At 33.2% G+C, this 18,331-nt stretch carries 7 protein-coding genes, 7 tRNA genes, 3 rRNA genes and 1 pseudogene; 11 read left to right on the forward strand and 7 right to left on the reverse strand.

Going from position 1 to position 18,331, the window contains the following annotated elements:
* Positions 1 to 10 precede the first annotated feature (10 nt).
* From AACT_RS01540 to AACT_RS01560, 5 genes are all read left to right on the forward strand, one after another.
* Positions 11 to 87 (forward strand) — tRNA-His (locus AACT_RS01540).
* A 15-nt stretch (positions 88 to 102) separates the two neighbouring features.
* Positions 103 to 179 (forward strand) — tRNA-Arg (locus AACT_RS01545).
* 54 nt (positions 180 to 233) lie between these two features.
* Positions 234 to 318, forward strand: a tRNA-Leu gene (locus tag AACT_RS01550).
* A 7-nt stretch (positions 319 to 325) separates the two neighbouring features.
* Positions 326 to 402, forward strand: a tRNA-Gly gene (locus AACT_RS01555).
* Positions 403 to 477: 75 nt separating this feature from the next.
* A tRNA-Arg gene (locus AACT_RS01560) sits at positions 478 to 554 on the forward strand.
* 208 nt (positions 555 to 762) lie between these two features.
* Here the strand turns inward: AACT_RS01560 and AACT_RS01565 are convergent.
* From AACT_RS01565 to AACT_RS01575, 3 genes are read right to left on the reverse strand one after another with little or no spacing between them, the layout of a single operon-like run.
* Positions 763 to 1,566: an ABC transporter ATP-binding protein gene (locus AACT_RS01565; RefSeq protein WP_172124333.1), complete on the reverse strand. Its 804-nt coding sequence runs from the start codon at positions 1,564 to 1,566 to the stop codon at positions 763 to 765.
* Complete coding sequence (locus AACT_RS01570; RefSeq protein ID WP_172124335.1) at positions 1,563 to 2,471, reverse strand: ABC transporter permease; 909 nt, start codon at positions 2,469 to 2,471, stop codon at positions 1,563 to 1,565. The genes AACT_RS01565 and AACT_RS01570 overlap by 4 nt, the downstream gene beginning before the upstream one ends.
* 14 nt (positions 2,472 to 2,485) lie before the next feature.
* The gene (locus AACT_RS01575; RefSeq protein ID WP_172124337.1) at positions 2,486 to 3,445 is read right to left on the reverse strand and encodes an ABC transporter substrate-binding protein; all 960 of its coding nucleotides are present in this window, start codon (positions 3,443 to 3,445) and stop codon (positions 2,486 to 2,488) included.
* Between the two features lie 165 nt (positions 3,446 to 3,610).
* On the opposite strand from AACT_RS01575, the gene AACT_RS01580 reads away from it, so the two are divergent.
* The 6 genes from AACT_RS01580 (at position 3,611) to rrf (ending at position 10,921) form a co-directional block, all read left to right on the forward strand.
* Complete coding sequence (locus tag AACT_RS01580) at positions 3,611 to 4,846, forward strand: glycosyltransferase (RefSeq protein ID WP_172124339.1); 1,236 nt, start codon at positions 3,611 to 3,613, stop codon at positions 4,844 to 4,846.
* A gap of 441 nt (positions 4,847 to 5,287) precedes the next feature.
* Positions 5,288 to 6,804 (forward strand): 16S ribosomal RNA (locus tag AACT_RS01585).
* A 104-nt stretch (positions 6,805 to 6,908) separates the two neighbouring features.
* A tRNA-Ile gene (locus tag AACT_RS01590) sits at positions 6,909 to 6,985 on the forward strand.
* 95 nt (positions 6,986 to 7,080) lie between these two features.
* Positions 7,081 to 7,156 (forward strand) — tRNA-Ala (locus AACT_RS01595).
* Positions 7,157 to 7,581: 425 nt separating this feature from the next.
* Positions 7,582 to 10,537: ribosomal RNA gene (locus AACT_RS01600) — 23S ribosomal RNA — on the forward strand.
* A 268-nt stretch (positions 10,538 to 10,805) separates the two neighbouring features.
* Positions 10,806 to 10,921 (forward strand): 5S ribosomal RNA (rrf, locus tag AACT_RS01605).
* The 16S, 23S and 5S rRNA genes sit together here with 2 tRNA genes alongside, the layout of an rRNA operon.
* Before the next feature lie 415 nt (positions 10,922 to 11,336).
* Here the strand turns inward: rrf and AACT_RS01610 are convergent.
* The 4 genes and pseudogenes from AACT_RS01610 to AACT_RS01625 form a co-directional block, all read right to left on the reverse strand.
* Positions 11,337 to 12,049 (reverse strand): annotated as a pseudogene (locus AACT_RS01610) (EAL domain-containing protein).
* 211 nt (positions 12,050 to 12,260) lie between these two features.
* Entirely contained in the window at positions 12,261 to 13,862 is a 1,602-nt protein-coding gene (locus AACT_RS01615) for an IS1634 family transposase (RefSeq protein WP_172124149.1), read from the reverse strand.
* A gap of 146 nt (positions 13,863 to 14,008) precedes the next feature.
* Positions 14,009 to 14,746 (reverse strand): CRISPR-associated endoribonuclease Cas6, encoded by a 738-nt coding sequence (locus AACT_RS01620; protein ID WP_172124341.1) that lies wholly within the window; start codon positions 14,744 to 14,746, stop codon positions 14,009 to 14,011.
* A 109-nt stretch (positions 14,747 to 14,855) separates the two neighbouring features.
* Positions 14,856 to 18,329 carry an acyl-[ACP]--phospholipid O-acyltransferase gene (locus AACT_RS01625; protein WP_172124343.1) on the reverse strand — a complete coding sequence of 1,158 codons (3,474 nt, stop codon included), beginning with the start codon at positions 18,327 to 18,329 and terminating at the stop codon, positions 14,856 to 14,858.
* Positions 18,330 to 18,331: the final 2 nt, after the last annotated feature.

Genomic DNA, 18,331 nt, shown 5'->3' on the forward strand with positions numbered 1-18,331 from the left:
TTAACCTGTGGTAGGTATAGCTCAGTCGGTTAGAGCATCTGGTTGTGGTTCAGAGGGTCGTGGGTTCGAGCCCCATTACTTACCCCATTTTTTATTATTGTTGCTTCCATAGCTCAGCTGGATAGAGCAACGCCCTTCTAAGGCGTAGGCCGTACGTTCGAATCGTACTGGGAGTACCACTTTTTTAGTTTAGATTACCAACTAAACTTTTTTTCTTAAAAACTTATTATAATGCGGATGTGGTGAAATTGGTAGACACGCCAGACTTAGGATCTGGTGCCTCACGGTGTGGAAGTTCGAGTCTTCTCATCCGCACCACTATTGAGCGGGAGTAGCTCAGTTGGCTAGAGCTTCTGCCTTCCAAGCAGACTGTCGCGAGTTCGAGTCTCGTCTCCCGCTCCATTTTCAAAAAGCCTTATATAAGAAGTATCTTTACTTTTTGTGTAAGGCTTTTTTGACTTAAACAACTTTTTAAATGCTTCCATAGCTCAGCTGGATAGAGCAACGCCCTTCTAAGGCGTAGGCCGTACGTTCGAATCGTACTGGGAGTACCATAAAACAAGCTTTCATCTATTTGAACTTAGGTTCTTTTGGCTGAAAGCTTTTTTTTTGCTTGATTTTTCAAGCTTAAGGCTATATCTAAAATATTAGAATCATACGCCTGTTCAAAAGATAATTACAGATTAAAAATTGTAAAGAGAGATTGATTTAATGGTATCCCGCCAATTTTGGCAAGATACTTATATTGTTTTGAATTGGGAATTAACTATCTAATAATAATTTATCATCGTCTAATTCTTCACCATCTTTACGTGCAAGTGCAAATAAATTAAGTAAATCTTTAACTTCATAGTTTGATCGTTCTTTCCCCTCTAAATCAAAGATGATTTTACCTTCATGTAGCATGATTGTACGAGAGCCATAATCCAATGCTTGACGCATTGAGTGAGTTACCATCATTACCGTTAATGACTTTTCTTTAATAATTTGTGCAGAAATATCCATAATAAGAGCAGCTGTCTTAGGATCAAGTGCAGCTGTATGCTCATCTAAGAGTAAAATACTACTTGGTTGTAATGCAGACATTAATAAAGAAACAGATTGACGTTGTCCTCCAGATAAAAGTCCCATTTGAGAATTCAATCTATTTTCGAGACCAAGATTTAGTCTACTTAACTGCTCTTGAAAGATTTTTCGTAATTGATTATTTAAGGCCAAAGATAAAGAACCTTTTTGTCCACGCCCATATGCAAGTGCCATATTTTCTTCTACTGTTAAATCACCGCAAGTTCCTGCCAGTGGATCTTGAAATACACGTGCTATATCTTTAGTACGACCAGTTGCAGGTAAATTTGTTACCTCTCTATCATTAAAAAAGATATGTCCATGAGTTGTTTCAATATCACCTGCAATAGTATTAAGTAGAGTTGATTTACCTGCACCATTTGAGCCAATAACAGTAACAAATTGACCACTTGGAATAGTTAAATCAATTCCACGCAAGGCTAGTTTTTCTGTTGCTAAACCATGATTAAAGGTAACATGTAAATTTTCACATTTGATCATATTTCTTTTCCTTTTACTTTGGCTTTTTTTGCCTTCCATTCACTACGTAATTTTGGAAAGATTAAAGATAATGTAACAAGAACTGCTGTAATTAGATTTAAATCAGAAGCTTGAAATCCTAGGAAATCTGAATTTAGTGCCATAGAAACTGCTAGTCTGTATAAAATAGATCCAAGTATACAGCTCATTACAATAATTAAAAGTGACCGGCTACCAAATAGAGATTCTCCAATAATAACAGCAGCCAAACCAACGACAATTGTTCCTATTCCCATTGTTGAATCAGCGAAACCATTAGTTTGTGCAAATAAAGCACCTGCAAGCCCAACTAATCCATTAGATAAAGCAAGTCCTACATATACTTTTTCATTAACTACAATTCCATTTGCCTGAGCCATTCGTTTATTTGAACCTACCGCACGCATTGCTAAACCGTATTGAGTATATAAAAACCAAGCTACTAATAAACCAGCAATTATGGCACAAAATCCAACAAATATAACCTTCATATACATAGCAGGAATCCCTAAACTCTCAAATGGAGTTAATACAGTTGGTTCCATAATTAACGCAACATTAGGCTTACCCATAACACGAAGATTAATAGTATATAAAGCTGTCATAGTAAGAATACTAGCTAAAAGATGAAGAATATTAAAACGAAGATTTAACCAAGCAGTTACTAATCCAGCACTTGCCGCCGCAAGTGTTCCTAATAATGTAGATAAATAAGGATTAAACCCAGTAACGATTAAAGTTGCTGTTACAGCAGCTCCCAGTGTAAAACTTCCATCAACTGTAAGATCAGGGAAGTCTAAAATACGAAATGTAAGATAAACTCCTATTGCAACTAAACCATAAATTAAACCTATTTCTAGTGTTCCTAAAAAAGCATAAAGTGACAATTTAACAACTTTTCTTATTCAATAATTTTAGTAGCACGAGAAAGTACTGCTTCTGGAATTTTAATTCCCATTTTTTTAGCCATTTTTGGATTAACAAATAAATTAGTACCTTTAGCCATCTTAACATCAATAGAACCTGGTCTTTCGCCTTTTAAGATACGAACAACAATATCTCCAGTTTGACGACCTAAATCAAAATAATCATAACCAACAGCAGCAACTGCTCCACGTGCAACAGTATCTGTATCTCCAGCAAAAACTGGAATTTGTGCATCTATACCAACTTTTACAACTGATTCAACAGCTGAAATAATAGTATTATCAATTGGGCAGTAAATAGCATCAACTTTACCAATTAATTGTTTAGCTGCAATCATAACGTCAGATGATTTTGGAGCTGCAGATTCTACAATTTTGATTCCCATTTTTTCAGCTTCTACTTTAATAGCAGCAAGCATTGAAACTGAGTTTGTTTCACCTGGATTATATGGAATTCCTACGGCTTTTAAATTTGGAACAAATTCTTTAATTAACTCAAGATGCTCTTTAACATTTGCCATATCTGATAATCCAGTAACATTCCCACCTGGCTTTTCAAGAGTAGGTACAAGTTTCGCAGCAATTGGATCTGTTACAGCTGAAAATACAACAGGAATTGAACTATTAGTTGAAACGGTAGCTTGTGCAGATGGTGTTGCAATTGCAACAATTATATCTGGATTATCACCTACCATTTTACGTGCAATTTGTGCTGCAATTTCTGGTTTTCCTTGAGCACTTTCATATGTGAACTTAAGATTATCTCCCGTATATCCATTGTCATTTAATGTCTGTTTGATTCCATCTCTTACAGCATCCAATGCTGGATGCTCAACTATTGCAGTCGTTGCAACATAAGCAGGTTTAGCTTGAAGTGCAGAACTTATCATTAACGTTGATATAATTGCACTTTTAAAAATCGATTTTAATCTCATATTTAATTCCTTTGAATGTAAATTATTTTTTGGCTTTAAAAATAATTGTATATTTTTATAACTAAATGGTTACTGAATTATCGGTGATAAAGCATATAGATATTAATTGACTAATTAAAAAAAAGCTTATTTAATACAAAGGTAAATCTTAGATATAATCTTAAAATGAAAAAAATATTAGTAATAGGTTATGTTTGGCCTGAACCAAACTCATCAGCAGCAGGTTCTCATATTATGTCAATAATGAGACTTTTTTTGAGCCAAAACTGGCAAGTAGAGTTTTGTACCCCTTGTTCAATTTCAGAACATATGATAGATTTACATCAAGAAGGAATTTCAAGTACTAGCATTGAATTAAATTCTGATACATTTGATACGTATATAAAAAACTATAATCCAGATATTGTAATGTTTGATAGATTTATGATGGAAGAACAGTTTGGGCATAGAGTAGAGGATAATTGTCCACGTGCATTAAAAATATTAGATACTGAAGATTTACAATGTTTAAGAAATGCAAGATATAGGGCATTAAAAGAAAATAGAGAAATGTCAAAAGCAGATTTATTCTCAGATTTAACAAAAAGAGAAATTGCAGCAATTCTAAGATGTGATATTTCATTAATAATTTCATCATATGAAATGAATCTTTTAATTGATACTTTTAAAATAGATAAATCAATACTTCATTACTTACCTTTTATGGTAGATTTAGAAAAATATCCAAAACAAAACAAACCTTTTGATCAAAGAGAACATTTTATGACAATAGGAAACTTCCGTCATGCTCCAAATTGGGATGTAGTTTTGTATTTACAAAAGATTTGGCCACTTATTAGAAAAGAACTCCCAAGAGCTCAATTACATATATATGGTTCATACCCACCACCAAAAGCAACAGCATTAAATAATCCAAAAACAGGTTTTTTAATAAAAGGTTGGGTTCAAAATGCCCATACTGTAATGGAAGAATCAAGATTATGTCTAGCGCCAATAAGATTTGGCGCAGGTATAAAGGGAAAGTTATTAGATGCAATGATTACACAAACACCAAGTATAACAACAACAATTGGAGCTGAGGGCATGTGTACTGATATAGAACAATGGCCTGGTGTAATTACAGATGATATGGAGGAATTTGCAAAAAATGCAATCTCCTTATATAAAGATGAAGATAAATGGATTGAGAAACAAAAAAATTGTAAGAACTTAATAGAATCAATATATGATAGTAAAATCCTAGGAAAAGAATTAATTTCTAAAATATTAGAAGTTGAACAAAATATTGAATCACATAGATTGGAAAATTTTACAGGTGCAATGTTAAAACATCATACAATGACAAGCACAAAATATATGTCACAGTGGATTGCAGCAAAAAATATGAATAAAAACATCTAAAAAGTAACAAAAAAATAAGAAAAAAACAAACAATTCTCCCCAAGACCCAATAAAAATAAAGTAAAAAAGAATAAAACAGTAAAAAATTGAAGAAATTGTAAAATTTGTACAAAAATCTCTTGACAAACCCATAGGAATCTATTATAATTCCCGTCCAATTTGACTGGAACGCATCAAACGAAAGTGTGATGGTAACGAGATAGTTTGAATGTGATGATCTTTAAAATAAATTATAACGTTTATAAAGTAATCTTTGTAAACCGAATATGTAATTCTTGTTGTTTAAATCTGTCAATTTATTCAGATTAAAAATAAGAATAATGTTAAATATATAAAACAAGAAAAGTATGGTAAAACATATTAAACTTGTCTATTAACTTATGAGTGATAATTTTGTAATTAGTAAAATAATACAGAAGAAGTCAAGTTCAAAAACTTCAATTTATGGAGAGTTTGATCCTGGCTCAGAGTGAACGCTGGCGGCGTGCTTAACACATGCAAGTCGAACGAGAACGGATTATAGCTTGCTATAATTGTCAGCTAAGTGGCGCACGGGTGAGTAATATATAGGTAACGTGCCCCAAAGAAGAGGATAACAGATGGAAACGTCTGCTAAGACTCTATATGCCTTTATGACAAAAGTCAGCAAGGGAAATATTTATAGCTTTGGGATCGGCCTGTACAGTATCAGTTAGTTGGTGAGGTAATGGCTCACCAAGACAATGACGCTTAACTGGTTTGAGAGGATGATCAGTCACACTGGAACTGAGACACGGTCCAGACTCCTACGGGAGGCAGCAGTGGGGAATATTGCACAATGGACGAAAGTCTGATGCAGCAACGCCGCGTGGAGGATGACACATTTCGGTGCGTAAACTCCTTTTATATGGGAAGATAATGACGGTACCATATGAATAAGCACCGGCTAACTCCGTGCCAGCAGCCGCGGTAATACGGAGGGTGCAAGCGTTACTCGGAATCACTGGGCGTAAAGAGCGTGTAGGCGGATAGGTAAGTCAGAAGTGAAATCCAATAGCTCAACTATTGAACTGCTTTTGAAACTGCTTATCTAGAATATGGGAGAGGTAGATGGAATTTCTGGTGTAGGGGTAAAATCCGTAGAGATCAGAAGGAATACCGATTGCGAAGGCGATCTACTGGAACATTATTGACGCTGAGACGCGAAAGCGTGGGGAGCAAACAGGATTAGATACCCTGGTAGTCCACGCCCTAAACGATGTACACTAGTTGTTGTGAGGCTCGACCTTGCAGTAATGCAGTTAACACATTAAGTGTACCGCCTGGGGAGTACGGTCGCAAGATTAAAACTCAAAGGAATAGACGGGGACCCGCACAAGCGGTGGAGCATGTGGTTTAATTCGACGATACACGAAGAACCTTACCTGGACTTGACATAGTAAGAACTTTCTAGAGATAGATTGGTGTCTGCTTGCAGAAACTTATATACAGGTGCTGCACGGCTGTCGTCAGCTCGTGTCGTGAGATGTTGGGTTAAGTCCCGCAACGAGCGCAACCCTCGTCATTAGTTGCTAACAGTTCGGCTGAGAACTCTAATGAGACTGCCTACGCAAGTAGGAGGAAGGTGAGGATGACGTCAAGTCATCATGGCCCTTACGTCCAGGGCTACACACGTGCTACAATGGGGTATACAAAGAGCAGCAATACGGTGACGTGGAGCAAATCTCAAAAATATCTCCCAGTTCGGATTGTAGTCTGCAACTCGACTACATGAAGTTGGAATCGCTAGTAATCGTAGATCAGCTATGCTACGGTGAATACGTTCCCGGGTCTTGTACTCACCGCCCGTCACACCATGGGAGTTGAACTCATTCGAAGCGGGGATGCTAAAATAGCTACCTTCCACAGTGGATTCAGCGACTGGGGTGAAGTCGTAACAAGGTAACCGTAGGAGAACCTGCGGTTGGATCACCTCCTTTCAGAGATAAGAGATCAGATTCGTTTCTGATTTCAAATATCAAATAAAGAAAATGGCAAAGATTTTATATATTCGGTTTATAAAGATTATTTAAATAGGTAGTAGGGGCCTATAGCTCAGCTGGCTAGAGCGCTCGACTGATAATCGTGAGGTCCCAGGTTCAAGTCCTGGTAGGCCCACCATGATAATCTTATAATGTTGAATGTTAAATTTTAAATGTTGAATTAATTTTTTTAATTCAAAATTCAGAATTTAGAATTCAAAATTATTAGTCCCAGGGGAATTAGCTCAGCTGGGAGAGCGCCTGCTTTGCACGCAGGAGGTCAGCGGTTCGATCCCGCTATTCTCCACCACCTATTTTAGAGTTCAGTAATCAGAGTTCAGTGCTCAGAAGATAGAATTTAAAGTTCAGTTATAATAATTTAGCTTGAGAGTAAAATTAAATATAAGTTCAAATTAGTTTGAATTTATATTTGATTTTCGAATCAAAACTTTTAGAGAAATCTAAAATGATATTTAAAAATATAATGTTAAAGTCTTTAATTTTTTCGTTTAATTTACGTTCGAAAGAACATAATTTAAAAACAAAAATTTAATTATCTAAAAATTGTTACCTTGAAAAAACTTGTTTTTTTAAGATAATTTGAAATAGATAGAACACAACTAATTTTATTAAGATGTAAGAGTTGATGATTAGATTCATTAATTTAAATATGTTTAATAAGATAGTAGCCAAAGAATAATTATCAAAAATGCGACAGAATTTAATTCTGTTTATTAATAAGCTATTAAGGGCTAATGGTGGATGCCTAGATTGTAAGAGGCGATGAAGGACGTATTAGGCTGCGATAAGCCCCGGGGAGCTGCCAAAGAGCTTTGATCCGAGGATTTCCGAATGGGGCAACCCAGTATAATGAGAATTATATTACCCTACGGGGAGCTAACCTGGTGAAGTGAAACATCTCAGTAGCCAGAGGAAGAGAAATCAAACGAGATTCCGTCAGTAGCGGCGAGCGAACGCGGATTAGGACAAACCCAATGCTTGCATTGGGGGTTGTAGGACCATGATATGAGACTAAAGAAGATAGATGAAATACTTGGAAAAGTGTAGCATAGAAGGTGAAACTCCTGTAATTTAAATTTTCAATAGCTCTAATGGTATCCTGAGTAGGTCGGAACACGTGATATTTTGACTGAAACTGGGGGGACCACCCTCCAATCCTAAATACTACTTACAAATCGATAGTGAACAAGTACCGTGAGGGAAAGGTGAAAAGTACTCCAGCGAGGAGAGTGAAATAGAACCTGAAACCATTAGCTTACAATCATTCAGAGCCCTATGATTTATCAGGGTGATGGACTGCCTTTTGCATAATGAGCCTGCGAGTTGTGGTGTCTGGCAAGGTTAAGTCAAGTACGAAGCCGTAGCGAAAGCGAGTCTTAATAGGGCGAAATAGGGTCCCCATTAAGAACTTTATGTTCTTAATGGGTTCCCTTAGTCAGATGCTGCAGACCCGAAACGAAGTGATCTATCCATGAGCAGGTTGAAGCTGGTGTAAGAGCCAGTGGAGGACCGAACCCGCAGGCGTTGAAAAGTCTTGGGATGACTTGTGGATAGGGGTGAAAGGCCAATCAAACTTCGTGATAGCTGGTTCTCTCCGAAATATATTTAGGTATAGCCTTGTGTTGTAGCATATAGGGGTAGAGCACTGAATGGGCTAGGGCTGCTTACCGCGGTACCAAACCCTATCAAACTATGAATACTATATGTGGAATCACAGGAGTCAGGCGGTGGGTGATAAAATCCATCGTCGAGAGGGGAACAACCCAGACTAACAGCTAAGGTCCCAAAGTCACATCTAAGTGGAAAACGATGTGGAGTTACTGTGACAACCAGGAGGTTGGCTTAGAAGCAGCCATCCTTTAAAGAAAGCGTAACAGCTCACTGGTCTAGTGATTCTGCGCGGAAAATATAACGGGGCTAAGATGTGCACCGAAGCTTTAGATTCAATTTTTAATTGAGTGGTAGGAGAGCGTTCTATTCAGCGTTGAAGATGTACCGGTAAGGAGCGTTGGAGCGGATAGAAGTGAGCATGCAGGCATGAGTAGCGATAATTGAGGTGAGAATCCTCAACGCCGAAAACCCAAGGTTTCCTACGCGATGCTCGTCATCGTAGGGTTAGTCGGGTCCTAAGTCGAGTCCGAAAGGGGTAGACGATGGCAAATTGATTAATATTTCAATACCAACATACAAGCGCGATGTGGGGACGCATAGAGTTAGTCGAGCTCACTGATGGAATAGTGGGTCGAAGGACGTAGGCTGTAACTTAGGCAAATCCGGGTTACATGAGGCCGAGATCTTACAGGCTCCTGACACTCTTCGGAGGAGAGGGAGAATCGATGATACTGTCGTGCCAAGAAAAGCCACTAAGTATATTGTATGTTGCCCGTACCGTAAACCGACACAGGTGGGTGGGATGAGTATTCTAAGGCGCGTGGAAGAACCCTGGTTAAGGAACTCTGCAAACTAGCACCGTATCTTCGGTATAAGGTGTGCCTACTTTGGTATAGGAACTTGCTTCCAAAAGCTAGAGAGGTTGCAACAAAGAGTCCCTCCCGACTGTTTACCAAAAACACAGCACTTTGCTAACACGTAAGTGGATGTATAAGGTGTGACGCCTGCCCGGTGCTCGAAGGTTAACTGATGATGTCAGCGCAAGCGAAGCATTTGATTGAAGCCCGAGTAAACGGCGGCCGTAACTATAACGGTCCTAAGGTAGCGAAATTCCTTGTCGGTTAAATACCGACCTGCATGAATGGCGTAACGAGATGGGAGCTGTCTCAACCAGGGATCCAGTGAAATTGTAGTGGAGGTGAAAATTCCTCCTACCCGCGGAAAGACGGAAAGACCCCGTGCACCTTTACTACAGCTTGACACTGTAGCTTGGATATTCATGTGCAGGATAGGTGGGAGGCTATGATATATGGACGCAAGTACATATGGAGCCATCCTTGAGATACCACCCTTGAATATTTGAGTTACTAACTGCGACGAGTCAACCTCGTTCAGGACAATGTCTGGTGGGTAGTTTGACTGGGGCGGTCGCCTCCTAAAAAGTAACGGAGGCTTACAAAGGTTAGTTCATGGCGGATGGAAATCGCCAGTTGAGTATAATGGCATAAACTAGCTTGACTGTGAGACATACAAGTCGAACAGAGACGAAAGTCGGTCATAGTGATCCGGTGGTTCTGTGTGGAAGGGCCATCGCTCAAAGGATAAAAGGTACGCCGGGGATAACAGGCTGATCTCCCCCAAGAGCTCACATCGACGGGGAGGTTTGGCACCTCGATGTCGGCTCATCGCATCCTGGGGCTGAAGTAGGTCCCAAGGGTATGGCTGTTCGCCATTTAAAGCGGTACGCGAGCTGGGTTCAGAACGTCGTGAGACAGTTCGGTCCCTATCTTCCGTGGGCGTAGGAAAGTTGAAGAGATTTGTCCCTAGTACGAGAGGACCGGGATGAACGTACCACTGGTGTACCAATTGTTCTGCCAAGAGCATCGTTGGGTAGCTACGTACGGATGTGATAAGAGCTGAAAGCATCTAAGCTCGAAGCCAACTCTAAGATTAACTTTCCCTGAAGTTCCCAGTAAGACTAACTGGTTGATAGGCTAGATGTGTAAGCGTTGTAAGACGTTTAGCTGACTAGTACTAATAGAACGTTTGGCTTATTTTATATTCTTTGGTTTACTATCTTATTAAATATATGAGAAACGTTATTAAAAGTGAACTGCTTCACTTTTATAGTTTCGGAACCGTAGCTTTTATGGTTATGCATAAGCGCAGGATATATTTAATAAACAAATTGTGTTTATTTTAAGACTTTAACATTATTTTTTCTTAACTCTAGTATAGAGTTGAGTGTTAAGTATAATTTACTTAATTTGGGTTTTAATTCAAAATTCAAAATTAAGCATTCAAAATTAAATTTAACACTCAACTTTGCTGGTGGCTATAGAGAAGTGGAAATACCCAGTCCCATTCCGAACCTGGAAGTCAAGCACTTCATCGCCGATAATACTGCCGGGTCCCCTGGTGGAAACGTAGGCCGCTGCCAGCTCTTGAGTTTATTAATCAAAGCTTTTACTTATTCATACTTTAAAAAGTATTTTTAGGTAGAAGCTTTTTTTTTAGTTTGTTTTTTTGGGTTTTATCTTTTTTGGCTTGACTTTCTGAGCACTGAACTCTGAGCACTGAATTCTGAGCACTGAATTCTGGTTTTTTACTTAGCGCTTAATACTTAGCATCAATTTTTAATACACTAATAGACCAATATACCAATTACAAATATACAAATCCTCTTTTCCATTCATAATTCACAATTAATCATTCAAAATTAATAATCCTCTATATTTCTATTATACGGGCTTTTTCTATTTTACTTAGTCTTGGTATGGGGTTTGTTGTTTTTTTGCTTTCTAGAAGAGGTTTTTTAGGTGTGAATTAACTTATCTTTATTATATTAATCTAAATAATCATTCTAGAAGATTTTCACTTGGTTTACCTATATAAAAGCCTTGTAAAAAATCAATTCCTATTTCTTTACTAATTAAATAGCTTGCTTCGTTATAAACAAATTCTGCAATAGTTTTTGAACCTATTTTTTTTGCAAAATCTACAATAGTTTCAACAATAATTTTATTCTTTTTGTTATTTTCCATTCCTTTTATTAATGAACCATCTATTTTTATATAATCTATATTTAATTTAATATATGTTCAAAATTAGAATAACCAGTTCCAAAGTCATCTACAGCAATCTTGGAACCAATTTCTTTTATTCTTTTAGTAAAATTTCGAACTTCTTGATAGTTTTCAATTTCTTCTGATTCTAAAATCTCAAAAGTAATTCTTGAAGCAGTTTTTGTTTCAATGATTGTTTTAATAATTTCATTTACGATATTTGTATCTTTTATATCATCGATTGATAAGTTAATAGAAAAGTTTTCTTTTCTATCTTTAAAAGTATTACATGCTTGATGAAGTACTTCTCTTGTGATATATGGATATAATTTTGTTTTCTTTGAAATCTCTAAAAATTCTATTGGTGGAATAATTTCACCTTCTTTAGTCAGCATTCTTACTAATGTTTCATATTTATAAATTTTGCCAGTTCTTTGATCTAAGATAGGTTGATAATGACAAATAATTCTTTTATCATTTAATGCCTCTCTTATGGCTGTTGCCATTGCAATATTTTGCTTATACTTTTGTTCTATATTTCCATCTTCTTTATATGTAGATATTTTTATTTTTTGCTCTTTTGCATAGTGAACTGCAATATCTGCTTTTGTTAATAAATTGTATTTAACTTTTGCAATTCCTGCTGAAAATGCAATTTGTATTTTCTCTTCTTCTATATAAAATATCTCCTGACTTTCTCATATGGACACACACTTTTTAACTATTTTTAATTGCATTATAAACTTGTTGTTGAATTTCATCAAATTTCAAGTAGACTAATTTTCCATTTGTTCTAAGTGCAAACATATGTTTAATTATATCTCTTAAAAGTTTTTGTGAGAATTTAAATTTAATATTATTTTCTTTAAGTTTTGAATCAAACTCTTTATAAATTGAGTATGATACAAATGAAATAAGAATATGAGCCTTTATTCTGGTTTCTAGCCTATGGTATATGGGTCTGATTTTAAGATCAGTTTTTGATATTCTAAATGCTTGTTCTACTGCATATTGATTATTATAGTGTTCTATAATTTCACTTGGTGTTAGTGTAAAATCATTTGTAATAAAACCTTTTATACCATCTAATTTTGAATCATTATCAACTTTTTGATTATTGATATTAAAAGTGATATCACATTTATGATCATCGATGTTAAGATATTTAGCATAGTATGATAGTTTTAAATCTTTTTTTGTGATAGATTTTGAGAATTCAATTTTTTTCTTTAATCTTTCAAGTGCTTTATCTCTATTATGTTTATCTTTCTTAGCTCTTGCCGTTGAATATGAAAGAACTAACCTTTGATTGATATTTATGGATTGTTTATTGTCATTCTCATCAGTATATGGTATATCTTTATTAAATTTAAGTGTATGAGTTACTCCATCATTTAAAAATATCAAGTTTGATATTTGCTCTTTTAAATCATTTGATATATTTTTTATTTTGGCTGCAAGGATATATTTATATCCATTATTTTCAAGATATACTAGATTATTATTGTTTAGCATTCCTCTATCAGCTACAACTACAGGTTTATTTTTTAATTGAAATTTATTTTGAAACTTTTTAAGTACATCAACTAAAGTATGTCCCTCATATTTATTACCCTCATAAACCTCAAAGCTTAATGGATATCCTTGTAGTGTTGTAAACAATCCCAGTTGTATCTGAGGACGTGCTAATTTACCCTCTTTACTAAATCCAATACGTCTAAGATCGTCTTCACTCTCAGATTCAAAGTACAGGGTTGTAACATCATAAAATGTAAATGCAATAGTTTGGTTCATTTTTGCATAAGTATGATCAAATACACATTTTTCAATTTGTAGTTTTAAATTCTCTTCATAAAGTGTATCTAAAAATCTATAGATAGCATTTTTATCTACACTCTCTTTTTTAAAATATTCAAGATAATCAATCAAATATAATTTACTACCAGGATACAGTAATCTTGATACAACAAGATTTTTAAACATCTGAAGTCTTTTACAATCCAAATCTACACTAGAACATCCCAATCGTTCAAATAATTTTCCATAGATTAATTCATCACCTATTGGTATTAAATCATTATTTCCAAGTTCTATGAATATTAACTCTTCATTTTTATTTTCATCAAATAAAGTAGGATACATTTGTTGACGCAGTTCTTCTAAACGTTTATTTGCAACATCTAAATAAATTTGTAAATCTAAATCATTTTTTACACAAGCAATAGTTTCTATAACCTTATATTTCCTATGAACTCTATCGATAATCTGAATACTGATTGTTCCACTACTATTTTTCTTCTGTCTAATATGTAAACTCATACTAAAATTGTAGCAGGTTTTAGACTATAGGACACACACTTTTATGAATTTTATAGTCTATAAAGCCCTTTAATAAGGGATATCACTTTTAGAAAAATTGATTTTTGATAAAAATGAGAAAGTCAGGAGAGTAATTCTCTGTTTTATTAAGCTCCTCTACCTAAACAAAACCCTCCACCAAAACTACTTTTTTCTCCAAGTCCAACTCCTAATGATAAGAATGCTAACTTTTGAGATAAGTCATCTTTTTTTGGAACAATTTTAAATTTATTACCTATTAATCTAACTAATTTTTCTTTTTGATTTCTTACTGTTTTAAAATATATTGATTGAGGCTTTTGATTTTTGATTTCTATTTTATCAATAAAATTATCCATAATATCTCTATCGTCAGGATAAAATAGTTTTAATTTTTTCTCTAAATTTTTTTGAAGTTGATTTTGTAATATTTCAATATCACCATTATAATCCATAGACCAATAAAGTTGTCTTCCATTATCATCTTTTCTTTCAGATACAATTACAGGCGTTGCACTATAAAGTTCTTTAATAAAAAATTGATCAATTTCTTTTTTTATAGCTGATAAAACTATTAAAAAACTATTATTCATATTTAAAATAAGAGCTTTTTCTAACTCAGTAATAAACTCTTCATCTATACTTCTTATAACAAATTCATAAATATTATTTTGTTTATAAATCTTGTCATTTTCTGTTGGATAAAAATTTCCAAAACAGTAGTTTTTTATTGAAGTATCTTTATTTTTGTAAATTTCATTTTGATATATAGAATAATTTAAATATTTTGATAGGACATCAAAACTATTTTTTAACTCTATATTTGTTTTTAAATATGCCTTGCATTTAAGTTCGAATATTTTCATTTGTAATCCCTAATCTAATAATCTTTTCTGCTTTTCCTAGATTATAAAAATTGTATCTAACAAATGACTCTCAAATGACTCTTTTTTTGATTTTACTAAATTTTAAATATTAAACTAAAAGTTTTGCCTTTGCAAAATCTTTCTTCCCACTACCTAATCTTGGTACTTCATCTATAATTTTTATATTACTAGGAATCATTAGTTTATTCTCAAAAGAATTTAAAATTTTTTCTTTTAGTAGTGAAATATACTCTTCATTTACATGAGAAATCAATAGAATTATCTTCTCACCTTTTTTATCATCCTCTATTGTAGTAATAATAAAATCAACTAAATTATTTTCTTCTAAATCTATTAATTTTGAAATTTTTTCTTCAATAATTCCTAGACTTATCATCTCTCCTGCAAGTTTTGCAAATCTTGAATATCTATCTACAATTGTTAAAAATCCATCTTCATCAATTTTTCCCTTATCTCCTGTAATATAATAGATCTTAGAATTAATTATTTTTAGAACTTTTGATGTTTTTTCTTCATCATTTAAATAACCTTTCATAACTTGAATTCCTGAAATCAATATCATTCCTTCTTCATTTTCTTTTAATTCTTTAAATGTTTCAGGGTCTACTATTTTTATTGTAGTTCCAGGAATCGCCATTCCAACACTTCCTTTTTTTTGACCAACTTGAACAGTATAATCAGGGGCTATTACATCGGGAAGATTACATGTTGCAACAGGTGAAGTTTCAGTTGTTCCAAAACCTTCTAAAATATCTTTCCCATATCTTTTTTTAAATTCAAGCCTTACATCTTCTCTTAATTTTTCAGCTCCTGAAACAGCTATTCTTAAACTTGAAAACATCAAAGGATGGATTTTCTGATTTTTTGCATACAATCTATAAAAAGTTGAAGTTCCAAACATAATAGTTGCTTTATATTTAGATACTAATTTTGCTATTGCTAAACCATCTGTTGGATCGGGATGTGCTACACATTTTATTCCTTCTATTAAAGGAAGATAAGTTGTAACAACTATACCAAAAGCATGAAATAAAGGAAGAGAACCTAACATAATATCTTCATCATTTACATTTATGATATTTGCTATTTGTTGGGCATTTCCTAGAATATTATCACCACTTAATTCTACACCTTTTGGTTTTCCTTCACTTCCTGAAGAAAATAAAATCAAGACAGTATCATCTTTGTTTGTTTTTGTTAGGTGAATAATTTTTAATAAAAAGCTAGGAAGAAACTTCACAGATAAAAATGTAAATAAACTTTTTCTTTTGGAAATCTTAGGTTTTAAATCTTCAAGATAATTAAGCTCCAGCATATGAAAAACTTCTTCTAAAATTATTCCTTTTAATTCAAGTTTTTCTACAAACTTTTTTGATGTGATTAATGTTTTTATTTTTGCTTCATTTATAGATTGTTTTATTGATTCTATTTCGCTAGTATAGTTTAAATTTACAGCTGTTTTTCCCATCAATAATAAAGAATAGTTTATAAACGCACCAGCAGCAGTTGAAGGTAATAATAGTCCTACATTTTGTGTTTTAATTTCACTTTTTAGTAAATCTTTAAATAAAATAGAAGCTGTTAAGAACTTCTCTGCACTTAATTCTAAGCCTGTTGAATCAGCAAAAATCAAATCATTTGAAACTTCTTTTAATCTATCAAATATTGTTTCATTTAAAGGACTTAAGTTTTTTATATGCTCTTGCCAAGATTTAGTTGATAAATCTATAATTTCTTGTTTTATACTTACAATATTTGCTTTTTCTTTTTTCATTAATTTTGAAAAAGATATTGTAACACTAGAAGTTTTTTTTGATTTTTTAAACTTTTTATTAGCTCTACTAAACATAGATTCCCAAAGGCCTCTAATATAAAAAGGAATAACCCTTACATCACTAGTGGTTAATTCTAATACTTTCTCAAAGCCTTTTTTAAACTCTCCTAAATGTCCATTTCTTGTGATATTTCCTTCAGGGAAAAGTACTATCATATTTCCAGCATCTAACTCTTTTGCAATCATTTGTATTGTTGTTTTACTAGAAGCGTTTGATATGGGAATTGCTTTAAACATTTTAAAAAGCCACTTTATATACCATTTACCATAAATAGTTTTATCCATTACAAACTTCACTTCTCTTGGAACTGCCATTAAAACAATAGCCCAATCAATCCATGAAACATGATTTCCTAAAAGTAAAACACCTCCTGATGCTGGAATATTTTTCACCCCATCAACTTCAAGTTTATATTTCAAGCCTACAATTGTTTTTAAAAACAATAAAAGTAAAGATTGTGGTAATTTATAAACCGTATAAACAGTACCAATTATAGTAATTAATAAAATCAAATAAACAGTATTTAAAGGATTTAAATCATAATAAGAAACGATAGTCGTCATACTTAACATTAAAAACATAAACAAAGAATTGTACCAGTTATTTCCTGCGAGTATTGTTCCTAATAGTTTTCTTTTAGAATTAAACTGTATTAATGCATTTAAAGGAACTACAAACATTCCCCCAAAAATTCCAAATAGTAAAAATGTAATTCCTAATAATAAAGGTGTTTGAACAATAGTTGAAATATAAAGTGTCAAAGACATACCAAAAGCAGCAAGTGGAATAGTTCCTATTTCAATATAATGTCTTGAAATTCTTGAATACAATACGGCACCAATAGCAATACCAATACCAGATGCTCCTATTATTGCATTTACTATAAATACATCTGTAATATTTAAATACATTTTCCCAAAAGATGGGAATACCGCCATTATAGACTGAGAAACTCCCCAAAATACTGATAAACCAATTACAGCTAAAAATATAACTTCATTTGATGAAATCATTTTTAAATTTTTAACTAATAATTTTCCTTTAAATAACTCTTCTTTGTTTAAAGATAAGGAATTATTCTTCATATATGAAGTATTAATTCGTCTTAAAAATAAAAATGAAACAGCCATTTCTAAAAAAGCTACGGGCAAAATATAATAAGTTAAAGGTAAAATTGCATTTAATAACTCTTCTTTACTTGTTAATAGTTGAAGATTATTAAGCTTATAAAAGCTTTCAAATATAAAAGAAGCAAGAACAATAGAAAATAAAATCGCGATTATTGAAATAGCTTGTAAGGCTGCATTTCCACGAGAAAGATTTTTTTTACCATATACATCTAATATCAAACCAAATTTTGCAGGAGAATAAATAGCACTTTGAACAGCTAGTAAAAATAATGCAAACATTGCAAAATAAAAGTTTTCACTCATATAAGAAATTATCATTAAAACAGATAATAAAAAAGAAGAAACAGCACCATAAACTAAAATATTTTTCTTATTATATTTATCAGACAAATATCCACTTACAGTAAATAATAGTAAAAATGGAAGAATTATCAATGCATTTATTATAGAAATCCAAATAACCTGCACACTTCCATCAAATACTTTAAAAGCTATATTTTGAAGTAAAACTTTATGTGAAACATCAACAACAGCATTACAAAAAACTACAAATAAAAATGCTAGTTTTATATTTATTAAATTATTTATTTTATTCATTA

Origin of the sequence: Arcobacter acticola (assembly GCF_013177675.1) — a bacterium.
Taxonomy (GTDB): domain Bacteria; phylum Campylobacterota; class Campylobacteria; order Campylobacterales; family Arcobacteraceae; genus Aliarcobacter; species Aliarcobacter acticola.